Consider the following 22,673-nt stretch of genomic DNA (forward strand, 5'->3'; position numbering starts at 1 on the left):
CAGATGTCGCGGCTATGAACGCCGGGCAGTCCTTCAAGCCTCGACGCGTTGGCCGTCACGTACACCGGCGGCAAGTTCCCCGACGAGGCTGGCTACGGCTTCCACGGTCCCCGCCCCAGCCTTGCCGTCTGCATCCAGCGAGCGGCGTACCGTTTCGACCAGGGCCGATCCGACAACCACCCCATCGGCCACCTTCGCCACCTCGGCTGAATGGGCGCGGCTCTTCACACCGAAGCCCACTACAACAGGAAGGTGGGTATGCGCCTTGATCCGGTCAACCGCCAAGCCCACTTCCGCAAAGTCGGGGGTCGCCGACCCAGTGATACCGTTAATGGAGACGTAATAGACGAATCCGCTGGTGTTCGCGAGCACCGTCGGCAACCGCCTGTCGTTGGTGGTCGGGGTTGCGAGCCGGATGAAGGCGACGCCGGCTTCAAGCGCCGGCAGGCAGAGTTCGGCGTCTTCCTCCGGTGGCAGGTCCACGACAATCAGACCATCGACACCGGCTGCCTTGGCATCGGCGAGGAAGCGCGGGACACCGTAGATATAGATGGGGTTGTAGTAGCCCATCAGGATGATCGGCGTGTCCTTGTCGGCTTCACGGAAGGCCGCGACCATGGCGAGGGTCTTCGCCAGGGTTTGCCCACCTTTCAGTGCGCGCTGCGACGAGAGCTGGATGGCCGGGCCGTCCGCCATCGGATCTGTAAAGGGCATGCCGATTTCAATGAGATCGGCACCGGCACCGGGCAGGGCCTTGATGATGGCGAGCGATGTATCGGGATCGGGATCTCCCGCCGTCACGAAGGTGACCAGCGCGGCGCGTCCTTCCGCCCTGACGGCGGCGAATCTGGCCTCGATGCGGCTCATGACAGGCTGCTCCCCAGCATATCCGCGACTTGCGACACATCCTTGTCGCCGCGGCCCGAGAGGTTGACTACCATGATGTGGTCGCGCGGACGCTCGGCGGCGAGCTCGACGGCCTTGGCGACCGCGTGGGCGGATTCGAGAGCGGGAATGATGCCCTCGAGCTTGGAAAGAAGCTGGAAGGCGGCGAGCGCCTCAGCGTCAGTCGCCCCGATATAGTTCACTCGGCCGACGTCATGCAGCCAGGAGTGCTCTGGGCCGATGCCGGGATAGTCGAGGCCAGCCGAGATCGAATGGGCCTCGATGATCTGGCCGTCGCCGTCCATGAGGAGATACGTGCGGTTGCCATGCAACACCCCCGGACGGCCGCCGCTGATCGAAGCGGCGTGGGCATCCGTGGCGAGACCGTGTCCCGCGGCCTCGACGCCGAAGATCTCGATGCCACGGTCATCCAGAAAGGGGTGGAACAGGCCGATGGCATTGGAGCCGCCGCCGACACAGGCGACGAGCGAGTCTGGCAGCCGTCCCTCGGCTTCCATGATCTGCTTGCGGACTTCGTTGCCGATGATGACCTGGAAGTCACGCACCATGCTGGGATACGGATGGGGCCCCGCCACCGTGCCGATGCAGTAGAAGGTGTTGTTGACGTTGGTCACCCAGTCGCGCAGGGCATCGTTCATCGCGTCCTTCAGGGTGCGTGAGCCCGACTGCACGGGAACGACCTTGGCGCCCAGCATCTCCATGCGGAAGACGTTCGGCTTCTGCCGCTCCACGTCCACGGCGCCCATATAGACCACGCATTCGAGGCCGAAGCGCGCGCAGAGTGTGGCCGTCGCCACGCCATGCTGGCCGGCGCCGGTCTCGGCGATGATGCGCGTCTTGCCCATGCGACGCGCGAGCAGGATCTGCCCGAGCACGTTGTTGACCTTGTGGGAGCCCGTATGATTGAGCTCCTCGCGCTTCAGATAGATCCGGGCGCCGCCGTTGCCGCCATTGGCGGCCGCTTGCTCGCGCACATGCTCAGTCAGCCGCTCCGCGAAATACAGCGGGCTCGGGCGTCCGACATAATGCGTGTGATAGCGCGCCATATCCTTGGCGAAGGCCGGATCTGCCTTGGCGGCGGCATACGCCGCCTCCAATTCGAGCAGGTTGGGCATGAGGGTCTCGGCCACGAAGCGGCCGCCGAACTGCCCGAAATGCCCGTGTTCGTCGGGTCCGGTCCGATAGGAATTCGGCTCGCTGGTCACGCCAATCTGTCCCTCGTCTGTCCGCCGTCGACGCCTGCTGCGCGGGCGGCCCTGATGAAAGCCTCTATCCGGGCAGGGTCCTTGATACCCGGCGCCCGCTCGACCCCTGACGAGACATCAACACCCCAAGGGGCGACGAGCTTGATGGTTTCGGCCACGCTCGCGGGATCAAGCCCTCCTGACACCATGAACGGCAGTGCGAGGTCAAGCCCGGCGACGAGGTTTCGGTCAAAGGGCAGCCCGTTTCCGCCCGGGAGTGCGGCGTCCTTGGGGGCCTTGGCGTCCAACAGTATGCGGTCCTGGCTTCCGGCGGCGGCGAGCGTCGCCGCGAGCTCTCGCGCCCTGGCGACATCGTCCGCGGAGGCAATGCCGACGGCTTTCATCACGGGCCGACGGTAGCGCATCCGGATGTCCGCGATGCGCTCGGGCGTCTCATGACCATGGAGCTGCAGGATGTCCGGCCTGGTTGCGGCGATAATGCCCTGGAGTGCGGCGTCATCGGCATTGACCGTGAGGGCCGCGATGGCGGCGCGCCCCCGTGCCTGCTCCGCCAGAGATCGCGCGGTCTCGAGATCGACATGGCGAGGGCTCCTGGCAAAGAAAACGAGCCCGATGATGTCGGCTCCGCTATCGAGCGCCGCGGCCATGGTGTCCGGCGTGCTTAGCCCACAGATCTTGATGATGGTCACAATGGAGTGCCCTCATGGCCATGGAGCGCGTTGCCAAACCATGGCGACGGCTTTTCGCATGAAGCATGCTCTGGAACGATGAGAATGGATCACGCCGCGCTGCTTAAACCGGCTCAAATGGGCGGAATCGTGGCTATCGCCTGAGACTGCGGGCGGTGCTCCACGCGACCCACACGCATGCGCTCCAGTTCGCGCCTCTGCTGGCGCACGACCTTGCGGTGTTTCCCCTGCGCGGCCCAAACGACAACGCCGCCGATCACGACCCCCAGCATGACGCACAGGAACAGCGCGACGAACAGCGGCATCTCGAGGCTCGCCATCGGCTGGTCGGGGGAGAATGGATCGAGCGACACCCGCACGGCGCCGCGGTTCGCCACAGACAGGAGCACGACAATCAGGGCAAGCGGCAGGAGCACGAGAGCTTTCAGGAACCGCTTCATCGTGATGCCTCCTGTCGTATCAAAACATGTCAAGCGAGACTGACAGCGGCTCGCGTGAAGAAAATGCAAATACGGAGGGGAGCTTCCGATTGGATGGAATCGGAACCCCCTCCGGGATCGGCTCTTTGCCGCTCAAGACAAGGTCACGCCCGCGCGCGGGCCGCGCCACGGCTGCGCGTCGTTGGAGTGGCGCCGTTGAGCCGCTGGCGCATTTCCTTGCCGGTCTTGAACACGGGTATCATCTTTTCTGCGACCGATACGGTCTCGCCCGTGCGCGGATTACGGCCCACGCGGGCGTCACGCTTCTTCACGGAAAAGGCCCCGAAGCCGCGCAACTCCACCCGGTCGCCACGGGCCAAGGCCCGCGTGATCTCGTCCAGGATGGCATTCACGATGTTCTCAACATCTCGCTGGTAGAGATGCGGGTTTTGCTCAGCAATGAGCAGCACCAGTTCCGACTTGATCATGTGCCCCGCTTAGTCCTTGAAAAATCACTATTTTTCGAGTGCAGGGTGCCAGAGGGCGAGAAGTCCGTCAAGGCGGTCAGCGGCTAATTGATTGTCAAGACGGTCAAAAATCGTCGCAATGTTAGTCAGGCCCATGCCGTGCGCGCCGATCGCCAATGCACTCCACAACCCAAAGGTTCCATCCGATCCGGAGCGTTTCCACTCGCGCACCGGAAGATCTCGGGTGACTTTCTTTTCCTGCTCCAGCCAACGAATAGCGTCACGGCGGTCGCCAATCTGATCGATGAGGCCGAGCTCGGCCGCCTGGTGGCCGGTGAACACTCGCCCGTCCGCAACGACGGTCAGCTGTGTGTCGTCGAACCTGCGCCGCTCGCGCACCAACCGCTTGAACCAGGCGTAGCTGTCGGCGATGAGGGATTCGAGGGCAGCGCGCGCTGCGGGAGAGGTGGGCTCGAAGCCATTGGGCGCTGCCTTCAATGGGCTGGATTTCACCTCTTCCATCTTCACCCCGAGGGTGTCGAGAAGGCCTTCCACATTGGGATATTGCATCAGCACGCCAATCGAGCCGACGAGGGATGTCTCCAGCGCAACGATGCGATCCGTGCCGATGGCTGCGATATAGCCGCCAGACGCAGCAAGACCGCCGACCACGGCGACCGTGGGCTTCTTCGCCGACAATTCCCGCAGCGCGTTATAGACCCTCTCCGCACCTGAGGTGGTGCCACCGGGGCTGGATATCTGGACGATGACCGCGCGCACGGCCTGGCTCTCGCCGACATCACGAATGAGGTTGAGCGTGCGCTCGTCGCCGCTGATGAAGCCGGACAGGGATATCCGCGCGATCTGCGCCTGACCGCCGCTGACCTTGTCGCGGAAAGCCCAGGCGACAACTCCGACGGCGAGAATGAGCACGAGGAACGCCGCCGCGCGCCACCACGTCAGCTTGCGTCGGAGACGCTTGCGATCGATAAGAAGATCGGCCTCGAAGGACATCGGCAAGGTTCCTCAGCAACGCAGATGGCATGCGATGCCGTCTGATTTAGTCCCCGATGGGCGAGCCGACAAGGCTTCAGGCGGCTATGGCGGCGCGTTGACGATCGAGCGCGATCAAAGCAAGGCCGCTCGCGACGGATCGGAAAGCATCGCCCACATGGATGCGTTCGGGCCCGAAGCGCCGGTCGAACAGGGCGCGTACGCTCGGCACATGCGAGGTTCCGCCCGTCATGAAGACCGCCTCGATGGCTTCGGGCGCGATGCCAGCACGGGCGAGCGCCTCATCGAGCGCGCCCTCGATCGCGGTGACGTCGTCTGCGATCCATCGGTCGAAATCCGAGCGCTTGATCGTCGCCTCGATCTTCACATCCATTTCATTGAACGACAGGAGCGCCTCGTCCGCTGACGACAGCGTGATCTTGGCGGCTGAGACGGCTCGGTAGAGGGCGTAGCCAAGATCATATTCGATGACGGCCAGAAGATCCTCCAGCTTGGCCGGTTCCTCGGAATCCCTGATCAGGGCCTTGAGCTCGGCCATGGTCTCCCGGCTTTTCATCAGCGAGAGGCGGTGCCATTGCGCGAAGGCGGCGTGGTAATGCGCCGGTACCGGCAGCCACTTATCAAAGGAACGGTAGCGCGTGTTCTTGCCGAGACGCGGTGAAACGGCGTGCTCGATGATTCGATAATCAAAGCTGTCTCCCGCCACGCCGACGCCGGCATGGGAGAGCGGAATGGCCTTGAGCCGCCCGGCATCTCCGCCGGGTTCGAAGCGCATCACCGAGAAGTCGCTGGTGCCACCGCCGAAGTCGGCGACGAGCATGGTCTCGGCGCGTGCGAGGTTACGCGCGTACCAGTAAGCGGCACCCAGCGGCTCATAGGCGTAATCCACCTTCGCCATGCCGCCGGCCGCATAGGCCGCGGTGAGGCGGCGTAGCGCCAGCTCCTCGTCCGGCCGGTCTCCTGCGAAGACGACCGGACGTCCGGAAATCAGCGAGAGGTTGTTAAGCCCCTCGAGATTGGCTGTGAGATCGCCGAGGAACACGCCGATCAGATCTTCGAGGCTGTAAAGCTTGCCGAAGAGGCGCGTATCCTGGAAAGCGCGGCTGGACAGATGGGTCTTGAGCGACTGCAGAAAGCGGTGCTCGCTCGTCATGTCGATCGCCATGGCAAGCGCGTCCGGGCCGCTGGCATGGCGGATCGTGGTAGCCGGCGGGCGCCCCTCGCGCCAGAACATCAGCGCGGAACGATAGGCATCCACCGGCCCAGCATGGGTGGGGAAGCTGCGTGTCGAGACACGTCCGTCGGGATGAGCCAACGCAACGACGCTGTTCGTCGTGCCGAAATCGATGCCGATGGCGGCAATGTCGCCTTCGATCCTATCAAAGGGGGCATTCACAGCGACTGTCACGTCCGGGCTCCTGTGGGAGCAATTCCAGGAAAGAAGAAATCGGTTCTTCCGTCAGGAATTGCGTAAAAACAACGGGGTGCGGATAGAAAAACCCGCGCGGATCGCTCCGCGCGGGTCTAATTTTGCGAAAGGCCGCGAGCGCCGCGGCCCTATGATCACTTCTTCTCGTTGGCGCGCTTGAGGGCGGCCCCGAGAATATCGCCGAGCGAGGCGCCCGAGTCGGACGAACCATACTGAGCGATGGCTTCCTTCTCCTCGGCCACTTCCAGCGCCTTGATGGACAGCTGGATACGGCGCGCCTTGCGGTCGAACTGGACCACGCGGGCATCGACCTTCTCGCCAGGGGCAAAACGCTCCGGACGCTGGTCGCCACGCTCGCGAGCGAGCTCGGCACGGCGGATGAAGGAGGTCATGTCGGTATCGACGATCTTAACCTCGATGCCGCTGTCCTTCACCTCGAGAACCTCGCAGGTGACGATGGCGCCCTTCTTGAGCTCGCCGGCATCGGCGAAGGGGTCACCCTCGAGCTGCTTGATACCGAGCGAGATGCGCTCCTTCTCCACATCGACGTCCAGAACGACGGCGCGCACGACGTCGCCCTTCTTGAACTCTTCGATGACCTGCTCGCCCGGACGGTTCCAGTCGAGGTCGGTGAGATGGACCATGCCGTCCACGTCGCCGTCGAGCCCGATGAACAGACCGAATTCGGTCTTGTTCTTGACCTCGCCTTCGACGGTGGCGCCGGCCGGGAACTTCTCGGCGAAGGCTTCCCACGGGTTCTGCAGGGTCTGCTTGAGACCGAGCGAGATGCGGCGCTTGACCGGATCGACCTCGAGGATCTGCACTTCGACTTCCTGGGAGGTCGAGACGATCTTGCCAGGATGGACGTTCTTCTTCGTCCAGGACATCTCGGAGACGTGGATGAGACCTTCGATTCCCGGCTCCAGCTCCACGAAGGCGCCGTAGTCGGTGATGTTGGTCACGCGGCCCTTGAAGCGCGCCTCGAGCGGATAGCGGGCGGCGATGCCTTCCCACGGATCGGCCAGAAGCTGCTTGATGCCCAGCGAGATGCGGTGCGTCTCGTGGTTGATCTTGATGATCTTGACCTTGACCGACTGGCCGATGGTGACGACGTCGGTCGGGTGGTTGACGCGGCGCCATGCCATGTCGGTGACATGGAGCAGGCCGTCGATGCCGCCGAGGTCGACGAACGCACCGTATTCGGTGATGTTCTTGACCACGCCCTCGATGACCTGACCCTCTTCGAGGTTGGCCACGAGCTCGGAGCGGGCCTCGGCGCGGGTCTCCTCGAGGACGGTACGGCGCGACACGACGATGTTGCCGCGGCGACGATCCATCTTGAGGATCTGGAAGGGCTGGGGCTGTCCGATCAGCGGAGTGACGTCGCGCACGGGGCGGATGTCGACCTGGCTGCGCGGCAGGAAGGCGACGGCGCCGTCGAGATCGACGGTGTAGCCACCCTTGACCTGGTTGAAGATGACGCCCGTGACCTTCTCGTTGGCCTCGAAGGCCTTCTCGAGCTTGACCCAGCTCTCTTCACGGCGCGCTTTGTCACGCGAGATGACGGCTTCACCAAGCGCGTTCTCGACGCGCTCCAGATAAACCTCGACCTCGTCGCCCACCTTCAGGGACTGGTCGCGGCCGGGGCCGGTGAATTCCTTGAGCGCGACGCGGCCTTCGGTCTTCAGGCCGATGTCGATGACGGCCACGTCCTTCTCGATGGCGACGACGGTGCCCTTGACGACGCTGCCCTCGTGAGACTCGTGCTCACCGAAGGATTCCTCGAGAAGCGCCGCGAAATCCTCGCGGGACGGGGCGTGATTGACGGAAACGGACATTCGTTCTCCACTGCCAGTGTACCGGCGTACAGGTTGCGTTTCGCTCCACGACCTCGGCCTCGCACGGCTTGGCGAGCCATGCGACTTTCGCCACGTATCGCTCCGCAACCAGGCCCAAAAATCTCGGTGGCCATTAGCGCAAGGGAGACACGGACGTGCCGGCACATCGAACCGATGGTCGGGAACGATTGGTATGTCCGCGCGAGCCCCGCCGGCGGCGGGGTTCGCAACAAGATGTTGGATCTTGGAACACGAAAAGGGCGCGGTATGACGCACCCTGACGCGCTGCCAAAAGATGCAGCGTCTTGCTGGACGGCACAGCTATATAAGACGCACTGGGGACTCCGCAAGGCCTCTGCGCGACCAAAGACCGCACAAAATCGAGAGAAACCCCGATCTAAGAGATCAAAAACCAGACTTTTTGCCGTTACTGGCGGATGAAGGTGAAATAGCCTGGTATTCGTCCTTCACGCAGGGCTTTCGCCTCATAACGTGTTCCGGGCCACCCCGCCCACGGCTTTCGCCAGTCGTCGGGCCCTTTTGCGCCCCACGCGAAGTCGGACGAGCGCATGATCCGGGCGAGTGTCCAGGCTGCATAATCGTCGATGTCCGTCGCAAAGCGGAATTCCGCTCCGGGCTTCAGAATGCGCGCGAGGGCTTGCAAGGTCGCATCGGAGACGAAGCGCCGCTTGCGATGCCGCCGCTTCGGCCAGGGATCGGGATAAAGGAGGAAGGCGCGCCCGATGCTGGCCGGCGCCAGGCGAGGCAGAAGGAGCGCCGCATCCTCGTCAAACAACCGAATATTGTCGAGTCCACGTTCTTCGATGCCCGCCAATAGCTTGGCCATGCCATTGATGAAGGGCTCACAGCCGATGAAGCCGATATCACGATTGGCTTCCGCTCGAGTCAGCAGATGTTCGCCACCGCCGAAGCCGATCTCGAGCCATAGATCGTGCATGGGACGGCCGAACAACGCCTCCGATGGCGGCAGCGTCCCTTCCGGCACCATGAGGTGCGGCAACAGCACGTCCATGAGTTCGGACTGGTGCCCGCGGAGCTTGTGGCCCACCCTGCGGCCCCAGAATGCGCCGCGTCTTTCTTCCGTCTCGATCATACCCGTCTCGTACCGTCACGTTGACGGTTCAAAAATGGCAATGGCCGGGCGAACCCGGCCAATCCCTCCGCATGCAATGTCCGGTGTTCACACCAGGGCGTTGCGGATGTTCTGCGCGATGTCCGTACGCTCCCAGGAGAAGCCGCCGTCGGCTTCGGCAGGGCGGCCGAAATGACCATAGGCTGCGGTCCGTGCGTAGATCGGGCGGTTGAGCGCGAGATGCTCGCGGATGCCGCGTGGCGAGAGGTCCATGACGTCGAGCAGAACCTTCTCGAGCTTGGCTTCATCGACTTGGCCGGTGCCGTGCAGGTCGACATAGAGCGAAAGAGGCTTTGAGACGCCGATGGCGTAGGAGACCTGGATGGTGCAGCGATCGGCCAGCTCGGCCGCCACCACGTTTTTCGCCAGATAGCGCGCGGCATAGGCGGCGGAGCGATCGACCTTCGTCGGGTCCTTGCCGGAGAAGGCGCCGCCGCCATGCGGCGCGGCACCGCCATAGGTGTCCACGATGATCTTGCGGCCGGTGAGACCGCAGTCGCCGTCCGGGCCGCCGATAACGAATTTGCCGGTGGGATTGACGTGCCAGACCGTCTCGCTCGAGATCCAGTTCTCGGGCAGCGCCGAGCGGATGTAGGGCTCGACGATGTTGCGGACATCGTGCGACGTCAGCGCTTCATCGAGATGCTGAGTCGACAGCACGATCTGGGTCACGCCGACCGGCTTGCCATTCTCGTAGCGAACCGTGACCTGGCTCTTGGCGTCCGGCCCCAGCGCGCCGGTCTCACCCGAGCGGCGTGCATCGGACAGGATCTTCAGGATGCGGTGCGCATAATAGATCGGTGCGGGCATCAGCTCCGGGGTTTCACGACAGGCATAGCCAAACATGATGCCCTGGTCGCCAGCGCCTTCATCCTTGTTGCCGGCGGAATCGACGCCGACTGCTATGTCAGCGGACTGAGCATGCAGGAGGACGTCAATATCCGCCTTCTCCCAGTGAAAGCCGTCTTGCTCGTAGCCGATGTCGCGGATGGCAAGTCGCGCCAGATGGGCGAGGTATTCCTGCGTCAGGCTTTCAGGCCCGCGCACCTCGCCGGCGATAACAACGCGATTGGTGGTAGCGAGCGTCTCGCATGCCACGCGCGCTTCCGGCAGGGCCGCCAGGTAGGCATCGACGATGGTGTCGGAAATGCGATCGCAGACTTTGTCCGGATGGCCTTCGGAAACGGATTCGCTCGTGAAAAGATAATTCTGGCGAGGCACAGTCGACCCTCTCTCGGCGCGAGCCGTTGCGCTGCTCGCAGATGCGGGAGTTGTGACAGCCCGGCCGCGTTGGGTCAAGGTGAAAGACAGGAATCGTTCGATAAAAAGAACGGAACGATATGCCTTATTCCAGCTCCGATTCTTCACCCGCGAGCGCCGTGACGAGATCCACTATGCGTCTGCGCACTTTCGGATCGCGGATGCGGACGAAGGCTTTCGTAAGTTGGACGCCCTCGCTGGTCGATAAAAAGTCCGCGACATAGGCCGTGGACGGCGCTTCCGAGAAGCCCCCGTCACCATTCCCAGGGACGGGCGCATCTGTGAAAAAGAAGTCAACCGGTACACCCAGCACTTGCGATATCTGCTGAAGGCGACTGGCACCAATGCGGTTGGTGCCCTTCTCATATTTTTGAACCTGTTGAAAAGTGAGGCTTAGCGCCTCTCCCAGCTTTTCCTGGCTCATCCCTACCAGCATGCGCTGCATGCGCACGCGGCTACCGACATGCTTGTCGATGGGATTGGGAGTTTTCTTCACGCTCTAATCTCCATCACCCCGATGGGCCACCCACCACAATCCAAGCCGCGACCTTGGACGTCGCGGGGGCTAACACTAGATCATCTCCCGAAAGAGAGGGAACAGCTTTTTCCAGGAATTGATCGTTAAATATTTGATTTTGAGCAGCTTGTTGCTCGGCGGCCTGCTTGTCGAGGGTTATATACCCTGCGAAAACCGGCGGCGCCGCAGCGAGAGGATCAAAATCGCTGCGCACCATATAAGCGGAAACGCGACAAATACATTGCTGAATTGCGCATAAGGTGTCGAGGCGAGTGCGACGGGCAAGCGGGCATCGACGACGCCCTCCTGTCCCAACCCGAGCGACGCGGTGACCCGACCATAGGGATCGATCACGGCGGAAATCCCGGTATTGGCTGCCCGGATCAGGGGCAGGCCTTGCTCGATAGCCCTGAGGCGCGCCTGCGCAAAATGCTGGTGGGGACCGGCCGTCATCCCGAACCATGCGTCATTGGTCAGGTTCAGGAGCAGGGCGGGCCGCGTTCCGGCGGGAATGACGTCCTCGGGAAATATCGCCTCGTAGCAGATGAGCGGTGCTGTCTCAGGCAAGCCTGGAACGGCGAGCGGCGCGCTCTTTGCGCCGGCCGCGAAGGTGCCGGGCACCTCGACGAACTGGCGAAGGCCGAACCGCTCCAGCAATCCGCCGAACGGCAGATATTCACCAAAGGGAACGAGATGCACCTTGTCATAGGTGGCGCGCAACGTTCCCTGTCCGTCGACCACTTGGATGCTGTTGTAGATGCGATAGTTTTCGCCGGGCAGGCGATCGTCCGCACGCGCCGCGCCGGTGATCAGGATGCGGTCTGCACCGAGCACTGCCCCGATTTGCGCAAGCGCCGCGGGTTCCCGCTCCAGCAGGAACGGAAAGGCGGATTCCGGCCAGATCACATGGGTCGGCTCGCCGAGCGCCGTGTTGGTCGGCCGCCGGGTGACGGAAAAATAGTGGTCGAGGATTGCCTGAGCGCGGTCCCGTCGGAATTTCTCGTCCTGAGGCACGTTGGGCTGCATGATCCGCAGCACGACGCCGGGGACGGTCGCTACGTCTTGCAGGGGAACGCGCGCGAACCCGTAGGCGCCCATGCCGGCGAGCGCGATGAGCGCGACAAGCGGCGGCCCGATACGGCGCTGAACGGAGCCGCGATCGGCCAGGGTCGCAGGGCTCGCAAGGCAGGCAATCGCGACGAAGGTCAAACCCCAGAGGCCAATGATCGAGGCGATCTGACCCATAATCGGCGTGGCGGCGATCTCCGGACCCTGAGCGAGCGCCATCCCCAGCACGTTCCACGGAAAGCCGGTGAGGATATGTCCGCGCAGCCATTCGGCAAGCGTCAGCGCCGCGGCGAGGGTGATGATCCGTGCCGGCCCCGGCGACCACAAGGCGCGCGCCAGCGCAAAGCCGAGGGCGAAGAAGATCGCCAGTCCGGCTGGAAGACCGAGCACACCGAGCGGCAGAGCCCAGAGAAACTCGTCAGCCTGAACGAAAAAAGCTGCGCCTAGCCACCACAGACCCGCCACGAAATAGCCGAAGCCGAACCACCAGCCATCCGAGGCGGCGCCCCGGATGGCGCGCCAGAAGGGTTCCTCACGGCCGGCGCGGCCATCGAGAAGCCAGACCGCAGTCGTGAGCGAGAGAACGAGGACGGGCCACAGGCCAACGGGTGGCATGGCAAGGGCGCCGATGGCGCCGGCAATCCAGGCAATCGCGCGGCGCGGCCAGACACGCGCGGTCGGCAGACGCTGGGCCACGCTTATGACAGCGGCTGAGATCACGCTGCAGTATCGGAGCGGGGCGGCTTAAAGGCGTCCGCTGGGGGTGCCTCTCCCAAAGGTGAGGTCTCGCCCGCGCTGGTCGCAGCGTCTGAGACCGCGCGCCGATGTATGCGCACGCGCTTGACGCGGCGCGGATCGGCATCCAGCACCTCGAAGGTCAATTGCTCCGGTCCGTCAACGGTTTCGCCCTGGGTCGGGACACGCCCCGCCATCGTCACGATCAGGCCCCCGATGGTATCGACGTCTTCGGCCGTGTCAGCGGCTTCGAGATCGATGCCTATGGCGGTAGAGACCTCCTCCAGCCCGGCACGGGCATCGACAATGAAGGTATCGCCTTCACTGGCTTCGATCTGCGGATCCTCGTCGTCGTCATGCTCGTCGGCGATATCGCCGACGATCATCTCGACGAGATCCTCCATCGAAACCAGGCCGTCGGTGCCACCATACTCGTCGATCACCAGCGCCATATGTGTGCGCGTGGCCTGCATCTTCACGAGCAGGTCCATGGCCGGCATGGATGGCGGGACAAAGAGGACGGGGCGCAGGATCTTTGCAGAAGCAAGCGGGGCCGACAGGTCGATGGCGAGGCGCGCCATGGCGATCTTGGCAAGGCTGGGCGCCTGCGCTTCTGTCCGGCTCGCGAGATAATCGACGAAATCGCGGATATGGACCATGCCGCGCGGGTCATCGAGCGTTTCGCCATAAACGGGAATGCGGGAATGGCCGGCGGTGCGGAACAGATTCAGCACTTCGGCGAGGCTCGCTTCAGCATGAATGGCGACGATATCGGATCGCGGCACCATCGCATCATCGACGCGCATTTCGCGGAGATCGAGGACGTTCTTGAGGAGCGAGCGCTCCTGGGCATTGAAGTCGCCACCCGGCCCGGTGGCTTCCAGGGCATCAGCGAGGCCCTCGCGAATGGACGGGGTGTTTCTCAGGCCGATACCGGCGAGAAGCCGGTCTATCCAGCGTTCACTGGGGGGCTCCCGGTGCGCCGGACCATCGTCCTGTCCCGTACTTCGGTCGTCACTCATGGCCTCTTTCATCGCTCCATCAAACATCAGGTGGTTCCGTATAAGGGTCGGCAATGCCGATCCTTGCAAGCGCGGCCACTTCCCGCGCTTCCATGGCCTCGGCTTCCGCCTCGTCCAGATGATCGTCACCCAGAAGGTGCAGTATACCGTGAATGACGAGATGACACAGATGGTCGCTCACCGTCTTGTCATCGGTCGCCGCCTCACGGGTTATCGTTTCCTCGGCCAGCACGATATCGCCGAGATGCGAACTCTCACCCACCGCATCAGGCTCGGCTGCCGGGAAGGACAGCACGTTGGTTGGCTTGTCGAAGCCGCGCCACTGGCGGTTGAGCTCACGGATGTGGGCATCGTCCGTCAAGACAAGGCTGACTTCGGCCCCCGCGGCCGGCTTCACCGGCGCTTCGGCTAGCGCGGCCGCCACGGCGCGCTGGATGAGCGACGCGACAGGCAGGGCTGACCAGTCCCCGGCCTCGATTGCGACATCGACCACGAGCCCATCCACGACAAGACTCTCGTCCAGGGTGTCGGCCCCATCGTCGATTTTGGCATCCGCCGCGACCAATGCGGGCGGGTTGCGCGGTTCAGGGCGAATGGTCAACGCCTGCGGTCCTCTTGCCCCGCTTCACGAAGCCGGGTTGTCTCTTCCTCATAGGCTTTGACGATGCGCTTCACCAGCTCATGACGAACGACATCGCCTTCCCGGAAGCGAATATGGCCCACGCCTTCGACTTTTGACAGGAGGCGCACAGCCTCTACCAAACCCGAGCTTTGGCCTGGCGGCAGGTCTATCTGCGTGGGATCACCGGTCACGATCATGCGTGAGCCTTCGCCAAGGCGCGTCAGGAACATCTTCATCTGCATGGTGGTGCAGTTCTGTGCCTCATCCAGAAGGATGGCAGCGTTCGTGAGTGTGCGCCCCCGCATGAAAGCGAGCGGCGCGATCTCGATGAGACCCGTCGACAGCCCCCGCTCCACCAGCCGCGCCTCCATGAAATCATAGAGCGCGTCATAGACCGGCCTCAGATAGGGGTCGACCTTCTCCCGCATGTCGCCCGGCAGGAAACCGAGGCGCTCGCCAGCCTCCACCGCCGGCCGCGACAGGATGATCCGCTCGACGAGGCCTTGCTCGAGCAAGGAGACCGCATGGCCCACCGCGAGCCAGGTCTTACCGGTTCCGGCGGGCCCCTCCGCGAACACCAGCTCATGCCGGCGCAAGGCTCTGAGATAGATGTCCTGCGCCGCGTTACGCGCCTTCACGGAGCCGCGCTTGCGGGTGACGATCTGCTCGAAGCCTCCGGGGCGGGGCTCGGTTTTGGTTTCTTCCTGCGGGAAAAGGAAGCCCTGCTGGGCGCTTTCTTCGATCGCGCCGTCGACGTCGCCAAGGGTGATCTGAGCTCCCGCCTTTACGCGCTGTGCCAGGCTTTCCAGCACATGGCGGACCCGCTCGGTGAGATCAGGCGGGCCTTTGATGACAACGTGGTTGCCGTTGGCAGTCGCGCGGACATCGAGCCGGCGCTCGATGTGAGCGAGATTCTGGTCATAGTGGCCGAAGACCAGGCTTGCGGTGCGATTGTCGTCCAGGGTTACGAGAATTTCGTCGGCCTCGCCGCTACTGGCGTCAGGTCCGCCGCCAGGGCGGCCGAGGACAAGTGGATCACCGACTGCACGTCCCCGCGACACGCGTTGCGACACGTCGTCCCCTCCCTTGAATGCCTTCTCCGGCACCTGTCTGACGTCACGGCTCACAATGCGCCTGCCCTCTCCCTGGCGGAGGTGGCCACCGCACCGACCGGGCGGCCGAACAGGCTGTTCGGACCGGTCTCGGTGATCTCGACGGTGACGATATCGCCGATAGCGACATTCTCCGCCTCGAATTGCACGGCCTGTAAATAGGGCGACTTGCCGGCCACCTGGCCAGGATGGCGCCCCTGGCGTTCGACAAGGATGTCTGTGATGAGCCCGACGGTTGCGCGGTTGAAGGCCCGGCGGCTGTCATCGAGTTCTGTCTGAAGGATGGCGAGGCGCTCGGATTTCACCGCTTCCGGCAGCTGGCCGTCGCGAACGGCGGCGGGGGTGCCGGGGCGTGGGCTGTATTTGAAGGAATAGGCGCTGGCGAAGCCGATGTCGCGGACGAGCCGCATCGTCTCCTCGAAGTCGGCATCGGTTTCGCCGGGGAAGCCGACGATGAAATCCGAGGATAGGGCGATGTCCGGCCGTGCCTGACGGACGCGGTCGATGATGCGGCGGTATTCGTCGCCATCATGCTGGCGGTTCATTGCCGCCAGAATGCGGTCGGAGCCGGATTGCACGGGCAGATGGAGGTAGGGCATCAGCGCCGGCAGGTCACGATGGGCCGCGATCAGGGACGCGTCCATGTCGCGTGGATGGCTGGTCGTATAGCGCAGGCGCGCTACGCCGGGCATCTCCGCGAGGCGCTCCAGCAGCATGCCGAGCGTCCATGCGCGGCCGTCCGGTCCTTCGCCGTGATAGGCGTTGACGTTCTGGCCGATCAGCGTCAGCTCGCGCACGCCCGCGTCCACGAGCTGCTCGGCCTCGGCCAGGATCTTGAGGACGGGGCGCGACATCTCGGCGCCGCGCGTATAGGGCACCACGCAGAAGGTGCAGAACTTGTCGCAGCCTTCCTGCACCGTCAGGAAGGCAGAGACGCCGCGGGCGCGGGTAACCGCGCGCGGGGCGGCGGGCAGGTGGTCGAACTTGTCTTCCGCCGGAAATTCGGTCTCCACCACCTTTTCACCGTTGCGGCTGCGGGCGATGAGGCCCGGCAGGTGATGGTAGCTCTGCGGACCGACGACGAGATCGACAACGGGCGCGCGGCGCGTGATTTCCGCGCCTTCCGCCTGGGCAACGCATCCGGCGACGACGATCGAGGTATCCTGACCCCGGGTCGCGCGCTCGCCCTTGAGCTCACGCAGGCGGCCGAGCTCGGAATAAACCTTTTCAGCCGCCTTCTCGCGGATGTGGCAGGTGTTGAGGACCACGAGATCGGCATCTTCCGCCGTCTCGACCTCGACATAGCCCTCCGGGCGCAGAACGTCCGCCATGCGCTTGGCGTCATAGACGTTCATCTGGCAGCCGTAGGATTTGATGAAGACTTTCTTTACGTCGCTCATTCGTTCAGATGCTAGCACGCGGTTGGCCGATCGGTCAGGAGAAAGTAGGGGACCGCGTTTCTGTCGCAGCCCCGGTCGAGCCACCTCGGCGCCCGATCTCGCGACGGATCTCACTCCGCCCCTCGATCCGGCAGCCTGGCCGGCGAGCTCGCCGTGCCGGTTGTCGGCCGTCGCGTTGCCTTCTCCTTATGCCACTCAGCCCCTGTTTAAGCCGCCAGGCGGCCCGAGGAAATAGGCCGCGCATGACAATTGCGCCAATAGGCGCGGATCACGCAAGGCCACGCGCAGCCCGGGCCGCCCGCATTGCGGCGCGAACCTGCGCCTCCGCGAGTCGTGTCACGGACTTGCGGTCCGTCCTTGCATCGACAGTAATGGGGTCGCCCCATGTCAGTATCACGTCGATTGGCGCGCCTTTGAGGATTGCGCCGAGGTGTGGTGCCAGGTCCATATCGCCGTACCAGGCGATCTCGGCTTGGTCCGCGTCGCTGAGGGGCAAACCGCCTCGCCTGGCATAGGTGATCGTGAGGGGCTGGAGACTGACGGGCGCTTCGCCATCGCCCGTCAGCGTGTCGCGCACGGCGCCGACCAAGGAGGATCGGAACGGCAGTATGCGGATGCCGTCGCCGGTCGTTCCTTCTGGAAAGAGGACGACCGCGTCCCCGCGGCCGAGCCGGGACGCCACCATGGTGTTCGTGGCGGCTGTCGCCGTGCGTCGCGTGCGATCGATGAACACCGTGCGCTGCAGCCGGGCCAGAAGGCCGACCACAGGCCAGGTCCCGACCTCCGCCTTGGCGATGAAGGAAACGGGCGCGGCCGCGGAGATCACGGGAATGTCGAGCCATGACACATGGTTGGCGACGATGAGGGCAGCGCGGTTCTTCACGCGCTCGCCCCGAACCACCAAGCGCACGCCCAGAATGCGGCAAAGCATGCGGTGATAGATCTGGGGGATGACCTTGGCGGCGCGCGAGCTCGTCCGCACGGCCGCCCATTGTAGCGGAATGCCAACGAGAGTGATCGGCGCGATCATCGCCAGCCGCAGGATCTGCTTGGGATGGGGAACCTTCATCGACGAGGGGGTCTCCGTCAGGACGACGAGCGCCGCATCAGCTGCGCCGCGACACGCCGTCCGTCCGGCTTCACATAGTAGCTTTCGCGTCGTCCCGTGTGGAGGAAATCGAAGGCCTCGTAGAGGGCGATTGCCGGCCTGTTGCCTTCTTCAACCTCAAGGAAGATGTCGGTAACGCCGCGGGCCATGACCCGGCCGAGATGGGTTGCGAGGAGGGTCTTGCCGAAACCCTTCCCATGGTGTCGTCGGGCGATCACGACCGTCAGAAGTTCCGCCTCGTCGAGGACGGCGCGGGACAAAGCAAAGCCGCTCGGCTGGCGATCACGCCCCAGAAAGAGGCCATCGCCGACGATCATCGGGTCGATGATCATGGCTTCGAGGTCGGCGGCACTCCACGGTCGCGCGAAAGCCTCTGCGTGCAGGGCGGCCATGGCACGGGCGTGGTCCGGTCGCAGGGTAAGGACGTGGGCGTCGGCTGGAGGCCTCCGCAAGCGGTCGAAGATCATTGCGGAGCGGGCTGCCTCGGGATCTGTGCCGCAGTCTGAGGTTTGGCGTCCGCCGGACGCAGATAGAAAGGCTTGGGCAGGGCGGTTGCCGGATCGGCGGTGAGGCCGAGGCGCGCTATCCAGGAGATGTCGGGGGCCATGCTCACCCCTTCCGTCGAGACTTCTACGCCGAGCGCCCGCGCGTCCGCGGCGACAAGGCCTGCCCCGGAGCCGACCAGGGCGGCCGGACCAGCGCCGAGGGCGCGGGCCGCATCCCGGATCGAGATATGGCGGGCATTCACGACGCTGCGCCCACCGGGCGCAACAGCCTGGAAGAACACATGCCCGTGCCGGGCATCGATGGCGGCGCCGACCAGGCGCTGCTGGCCGCTCGCTACCAAGGGGGCGGCGAAAGCCGTCAGCGTCGTGACGCCGACAACCGGAATCTTCGCGGCGAGACCAATGGCGCGCGCCGCCGCGATACCGACGCGGATGCCGGTGAAGCTGCCCGGCCCGATGCTCACGGCGACCCGGTCGAGGCTCTTGAAGCCACCATCGACCCGCGCCATGACCCGTTCCACCAGCGGTAACAAGGCTTCCGCGTGGCCGCGCTCCATGACGAGGGACTCGGCCGATAAGGGCGTCGCCGCATTGTCCTGCTGGACGCAGGCGGCGCACACGCCGAGCGCGGTGTCGATGGCTAGAATACGCAAACCTGGCAGCCTTTCCGCCCTTTAATGCGGGCACCCTCCATGGCAGCGCCCGCTTGTATCAATTCTGTGTCGCCTGAAACAGCATCACCGTCAAACGGCCTGGACCTCGCGCACATCCGGCAGGAAGTGACGTAACAGGTTCTGGATGCCGTGGCGCAAGGTGGCGGTGGATGAGGGGCAACCGGAGCACGATCCCTTCATGGCGAGGTAGACCACGCCGTCGCGGAAGCCGCGAAATGTAATGTCGCCCCCGTCGCCCGCAACCGCCGGCCGCACGCGCGTTTCCAGGAGCTCCTTGATCGTCTCGACGGTGTCCGCATCTTCCTCCGCGAAGAATTCTTCGTCGGTGTCGAGCTCGTCGGCCGCGTCGGACCGCAGCAGCGGTTCGCCGGACATGAAATGTTCCATGATGGCGCCGAGAATGGCGGGCTTCAGGTGCTGCCACTCGCCGTCGCTCTTGGTCACCGTGACGAAATCGGAGCCAAAGAACACGCCGGATACGCCGTCAATGGCAAACAGCCGCTCCGCCAATGGGGAACGGTCCGCTCCCGCGCGGTCGGGCAGGTCCAGCGGCTCGCCCGACTTGACCTCTCGGCCTGGAAGGAACTTGAGGGTCGCCGGATTGGGCGTCGCCTCGGTCTGGATGAACATGCGTCTCTCCTCACGCAGCCGGTTCAAGGCCGGCGGTGTCGGTCATGCCGACTTGTCGCGTCGGCATACGGCCGATGGCATTATGCCATATCCGTCCGTGTTCGAATTAGACGAAATTGGCTCTGTCGGCGAGTGTGATGTGGCGACGCGGGCTCAATCAATCAATGCGAGCCCACGCTGTCCGCGCGGCTTGATCATATCCTTCATGAAGCGCCATCAGACCGAGGTCCCGCGAGATCGAGCATCATCAGCTCCTCGTCGCGATAGTCGCCGGGCCCCAGCTTGAGCGCATGGCGCTCCAGCCCATAGGGCGTGAAGCCGCGCGACAGGTAAAGCGCGCGAGCCGACGGATTATCCGTGGCCACCGACAGCTGCAGGATTTCAACCCCGCCATGGGCTTTCGCATGAGCAATCAGCGCGTCGATCACAGCGGCGGCAAGACCTTGCCGGCGCCAGCCGTTGCGGACATAGACGCCCCAGACGAGGCCCTTGTGAAGCTGTTTGAGGGACCCCGCGACCATCAGCCCGGCAACGGCGACAAGATGCTCAGTCCCAGGATCGGGATCATGCACAAACGCGCCAAAAATCACGCTCGGCGGATGGTGGGGAATACGCGCCTCGACCGCCTCATCCGACAGCTCCGCCCAATCCGCGGCCAACGCCCCGAACGAGCCGGGATGAAGGGTCAGCGCTTCCAGCCGGATCGCGCGGAAGGCGGGCGCGTCGCTCCGCATGAGTGGGCGAATGGTCGGCATCCGTTGCGTGGGCTTCATCGCAGCAGGTCTCGCTGGAGCGGCAGGGGTCCACCAGGCGAGAATCCGCCGGGCTGGCGTTCGTCAGGCGAGCGCATCGATTTCTTCCGTGCTGAGGTGCCCCGGCACGATGGCGACCGGCACGGGAAAGCTCGCCGCAGTGCGGGAGGCGAGTGCCGACACAAGCGGGCCCGGACCGTCGCTGCCGGTGCCGGCCGCCAGAACCAGCAAGGCGATGTCCTCGTCATCATCGATGAATTTGACAAGCTCATCTGCCAGCACGCCGATCCGCGTGGCGCATTCGGGCTCCAGCCCGACCATGCCGCGCACATAGGCCGCGGCCCGTTCCAGCGCGGCGGCCGCGTCGTCCTCGGCTTCCGCGCGCATGACATCGCCGACACCCAGCCAGTCCTGCATGTCGGCTTCTGGCTTGATACAGAGCAGGACGAGCGAAACGCCGGTGCGCACGGCGCGCCGAGCGGCAAAATGGATCGCGCGCTCGCATTCCGGCGAATCATCGACGATGGCGAGGAACTTCGCGTGATGGCCGGCTTCATAGGCGCGTCGCGGTTTACCCATGGATCTCTCCGAGGAACGCTTCAGGGCGATGATGCTGGCAGGCTGAATCAATGCGGGCAAGAGGCCTTGATAAGCGTTGCTGCCGCGAGGCAAAATTCAGGCACCAACTTCCGTAGGCGCCTTCTCGGCGCCGCAGCGCCTCTCGAATCGGCTACAGTGCCTACTGGATCTCTCATCCAGGCGACTGCACAGGATGGTCAGAGGGGCTTACTCGTCCTCGCCGAAGCGGGAGGTCACGAGGTTGGTGATGGCGTCGAGGCAGGCTTCCGCATCGTCGCCTTTGGCGGTCACAAAAATCGTCGTGCCCTGCGCGGCGGCGAGGATGAGCAGTCCCATGATGGAACGCCCGCCTACGGTTTCGCCGCAGCGTGTCACCGTTACGTCGGATTCGAACGCATCAACCGTCTGAACGAATTTGGCGGAGGCGCGGGCATGCAGTCCCTTGCGATTGATGATCGCCAGTTCACGTACCAAAGCTCCGGGCGGCGGCACGAACGGCTCACAGTCCTCGACGTCGTCGGTCGTGCTCATATCGCGCTCTTGGCTTTCATCCCGGTGGCGCTCACTTGCCAGCCAGGACGTGGCTTGCCACGTTGATGTACTTTCTGCCGGCATCCTGCGCCTGGAGAACCGCATCCTGAAGCGGCAGCTCGTCCCGAACGCTGACGAGCTTGATCAACATCGGCAGATTGATGCCGGCGACCACTTCCACCTGGCGTCCACCCATGACCGAAATGGCGAGATTGGATGGGGTTCCGCCGAACATGTCGGTTAGAACCACCACACCGTCTCCCGTGTCGACATGGTCGACGGCGGCGACAATGTCACGCCGACGCCCTTCCATGTCGTCATCGGGACCGATCGTGACGGTCTCGACTTGCGTTTGCGGGCCGACGACATGCTCCAACGCCGCACGGAATTCCGTGGCGAGGCAGCCGTGCGTCACGAGCACTAAACCGATCATTCAGCAACCTTGCGGCACCCCCATATTGGGGAGCGCTCATTTTGTGCATTGCGGCGGCAAGCGCAAGTGCAATACGTCTAAGTCTTCATCATTTCGTCATCAACAAACCCTGAAAAGGCGTGCTGGGTCATCAAAAAGTCCAATATATCGAGGGCTATTGCTGCACTGCCACATAAGCTCAGCCTCGGCAGCAGAACCCCACGAATGTCAGTTCGTTGGGCTGCCGGCGCCGGCATCCGCGCAGGGTACGTCTTCTCACAGTCCACAACCAGTCGCACGATGCAGGCCGGCTCGAAGTCGACCTTCACGATCCCGATGCTGCGGACTTCCAACATCCCGGCGATGGGGGCTGGAACTTCGGCGATGAGGCGCCCGCCAGCCGGGGTCAGCCGCACGCGATCGTCCGCGACCAGTGCGGCAAAACGTCCGTCCCTGCGCGCATCCACCACGAGGCGGCGTGCGAGCTTCGATTTCCCCGACCCAGTAGACCCGCGAATGAGGACCCCGGCCTCACCCACGACAACACAGGACGCGTGGATCGTGCCTTGGTCCGAGCGGCTGCATGCAGGGCTATGAGCCGCCCGTGAAGCGCCCCCTGCCATCG

The 22,673-nt window shown here is 64.1% G+C and carries 25 protein-coding genes; all 25 read right to left on the bottom strand.

The features are described 5' to 3' along the window. Positions 1-33 precede the first annotated feature (33 nt). The gene (trpA, locus tag KIO76_RS06835; RefSeq protein ID WP_213322092.1) at positions 34-867 is read right to left on the bottom strand and encodes a tryptophan synthase subunit alpha; all 834 of its coding nucleotides are present in this window, start codon (positions 865-867) and stop codon (positions 34-36) included. After that, on the bottom strand, positions 864-2,111 hold the full coding sequence (trpB, locus tag KIO76_RS06840) for a tryptophan synthase subunit beta (RefSeq protein WP_213322094.1): 1,248 nt from the start codon (positions 2,109-2,111) through the stop codon (positions 864-866). The genes trpA and trpB overlap by 4 nt, the downstream gene beginning before the upstream one ends. Further along, positions 2,108-2,803 (bottom strand): phosphoribosylanthranilate isomerase, encoded by a 696-nt coding sequence (locus KIO76_RS06845; protein WP_213325099.1) that lies wholly within the window; start codon positions 2,801-2,803, stop codon positions 2,108-2,110. The genes trpB and KIO76_RS06845 overlap by 4 nt, the downstream gene beginning before the upstream one ends. A 110-nt stretch (positions 2,804-2,913) precedes the next feature. Continuing rightward, complete coding sequence (locus KIO76_RS06850) at positions 2,914-3,240, bottom strand: lipopolysaccharide assembly protein LapA domain-containing protein (RefSeq protein ID WP_213322096.1); 327 nt, start codon at positions 3,238-3,240, stop codon at positions 2,914-2,916. Between the two features lie 143 nt (positions 3,241-3,383). Beyond that, complete coding sequence (locus tag KIO76_RS06855; RefSeq protein WP_213322098.1) at positions 3,384-3,707, bottom strand: integration host factor subunit beta; 324 nt, start codon at positions 3,705-3,707, stop codon at positions 3,384-3,386. Between the two features lie 27 nt (positions 3,708-3,734). Beyond that, complete coding sequence (gene sppA / locus KIO76_RS06860; protein ID WP_213322100.1) at positions 3,735-4,700, bottom strand: signal peptide peptidase SppA; 966 nt, start codon at positions 4,698-4,700, stop codon at positions 3,735-3,737. A gap of 76 nt (positions 4,701-4,776) precedes the next feature. Then, on the bottom strand, positions 4,777-6,108 hold the full coding sequence (locus KIO76_RS31560) for an Hsp70 family protein (protein ID WP_291976092.1): 1,332 nt from the start codon (positions 6,106-6,108) through the stop codon (positions 4,777-4,779). Between the two features lie 155 nt (positions 6,109-6,263). Then, the gene (gene rpsA / locus KIO76_RS06870) at positions 6,264-7,967 is read right to left on the bottom strand and encodes a 30S ribosomal protein S1 (RefSeq protein WP_213322101.1); all 1,704 of its coding nucleotides are present in this window, start codon (positions 7,965-7,967) and stop codon (positions 6,264-6,266) included. A gap of 427 nt (positions 7,968-8,394) precedes the next feature. After that, positions 8,395-9,081 (bottom strand): tRNA (guanine(46)-N(7))-methyltransferase TrmB, encoded by a 687-nt coding sequence (gene trmB, locus KIO76_RS06875; RefSeq protein ID WP_213322103.1) that lies wholly within the window; start codon positions 9,079-9,081, stop codon positions 8,395-8,397. Between the two features lie 87 nt (positions 9,082-9,168). Continuing rightward, positions 9,169-10,341 (bottom strand): methionine adenosyltransferase, encoded by a 1,173-nt coding sequence (gene metK / locus KIO76_RS06880; RefSeq protein ID WP_213322105.1) that lies wholly within the window; start codon positions 10,339-10,341, stop codon positions 9,169-9,171. A 124-nt stretch (positions 10,342-10,465) separates the two neighbouring features. Further along, positions 10,466-10,825, bottom strand: a complete 360-nt coding sequence (locus tag KIO76_RS06885; RefSeq protein WP_213325101.1) for a helix-turn-helix domain-containing protein — start codon at positions 10,823-10,825, stop codon at positions 10,466-10,468. Positions 10,826-11,053: 228 nt separating this feature from the next. Continuing rightward, entirely contained in the window at positions 11,054-12,685 is a 1,632-nt protein-coding gene (gene lnt, locus KIO76_RS06890; protein ID WP_291976095.1) for an apolipoprotein N-acyltransferase, read from the bottom strand. After that, complete coding sequence (locus KIO76_RS06895; protein ID WP_213322107.1) at positions 12,682-13,722, bottom strand: hemolysin family protein; 1,041 nt, start codon at positions 13,720-13,722, stop codon at positions 12,682-12,684. Before KIO76_RS06895 ends, lnt begins: the two co-directional genes overlap by 4 nt. Positions 13,723-13,741: 19 nt before the next feature. Next, the gene (gene ybeY, locus KIO76_RS06900; protein WP_249729777.1) at positions 13,742-14,245 is read right to left on the bottom strand and encodes an rRNA maturation RNase YbeY; all 504 of its coding nucleotides are present in this window, start codon (positions 14,243-14,245) and stop codon (positions 13,742-13,744) included. A gap of 74 nt (positions 14,246-14,319) precedes the next feature. Next, positions 14,320-15,405 carry a PhoH family protein gene (locus tag KIO76_RS06905; RefSeq protein ID WP_502761877.1) on the bottom strand — a complete coding sequence of 362 codons (1,086 nt, stop codon included), beginning with the start codon at positions 15,403-15,405 and terminating at the stop codon, positions 14,320-14,322. A gap of 62 nt (positions 15,406-15,467) precedes the next feature. Then, positions 15,468-16,856, bottom strand: coding sequence for a tRNA (N6-isopentenyl adenosine(37)-C2)-methylthiotransferase MiaB (gene miaB, locus KIO76_RS06910; RefSeq protein WP_213322109.1), 1,389 nt, complete (start codon positions 16,854-16,856; stop codon positions 15,468-15,470). 268 nt (positions 16,857-17,124) lie between these two features. Beyond that, the gene (locus KIO76_RS06915; protein ID WP_213322111.1) at positions 17,125-17,925 is read right to left on the bottom strand and encodes a lysophospholipid acyltransferase family protein; all 801 of its coding nucleotides are present in this window, start codon (positions 17,923-17,925) and stop codon (positions 17,125-17,127) included. A 17-nt stretch (positions 17,926-17,942) separates the two neighbouring features. Next, positions 17,943-18,356 (bottom strand): GNAT family N-acetyltransferase, encoded by a 414-nt coding sequence (locus KIO76_RS06920; protein WP_249729519.1) that lies wholly within the window; start codon positions 18,354-18,356, stop codon positions 17,943-17,945. A 71-nt stretch (positions 18,357-18,427) separates the two neighbouring features. Continuing rightward, positions 18,428-19,123 carry a tRNA (adenosine(37)-N6)-threonylcarbamoyltransferase complex dimerization subunit type 1 TsaB gene (tsaB, locus tag KIO76_RS06925; protein WP_213322115.1) on the bottom strand — a complete coding sequence of 232 codons (696 nt, stop codon included), beginning with the start codon at positions 19,121-19,123 and terminating at the stop codon, positions 18,428-18,430. Positions 19,124-19,213: 90 nt separating this feature from the next. Next, the gene (locus KIO76_RS06930) at positions 19,214-19,774 is read right to left on the bottom strand and encodes a NifU family protein (RefSeq protein ID WP_213322117.1); all 561 of its coding nucleotides are present in this window, start codon (positions 19,772-19,774) and stop codon (positions 19,214-19,216) included. A 203-nt stretch (positions 19,775-19,977) separates the two neighbouring features. Continuing rightward, positions 19,978-20,547: a GNAT family N-acetyltransferase gene (locus tag KIO76_RS06935; RefSeq protein WP_213322119.1), complete on the bottom strand. Its 570-nt coding sequence runs from the start codon at positions 20,545-20,547 to the stop codon at positions 19,978-19,980. Between the two features lie 63 nt (positions 20,548-20,610). Next, positions 20,611-21,105, bottom strand: coding sequence for a universal stress protein (locus KIO76_RS06940; protein ID WP_213322121.1), 495 nt, complete (start codon positions 21,103-21,105; stop codon positions 20,611-20,613). A 207-nt stretch (positions 21,106-21,312) separates the two neighbouring features. Further along, complete coding sequence (locus KIO76_RS06945; protein ID WP_213322123.1) at positions 21,313-21,636, bottom strand: HPr family phosphocarrier protein; 324 nt, start codon at positions 21,634-21,636, stop codon at positions 21,313-21,315. A gap of 31 nt (positions 21,637-21,667) precedes the next feature. Next, entirely contained in the window at positions 21,668-22,069 is a 402-nt protein-coding gene (locus KIO76_RS06950; RefSeq protein WP_213322125.1) for a PTS sugar transporter subunit IIA, read from the bottom strand. A 77-nt stretch (positions 22,070-22,146) separates the two neighbouring features. Further along, on the bottom strand, positions 22,147-22,671 hold the full coding sequence (locus KIO76_RS06955) for an HPr kinase/phosphorylase (protein ID WP_249729520.1): 525 nt from the start codon (positions 22,669-22,671) through the stop codon (positions 22,147-22,149). Positions 22,672-22,673 lie beyond the last annotated feature (2 nt).

The organism is Chelatococcus sp. YT9, from assembly GCF_018398315.1.
Taxonomy (GTDB): domain Bacteria; phylum Pseudomonadota; class Alphaproteobacteria; order Rhizobiales; family Beijerinckiaceae; genus Chelatococcus.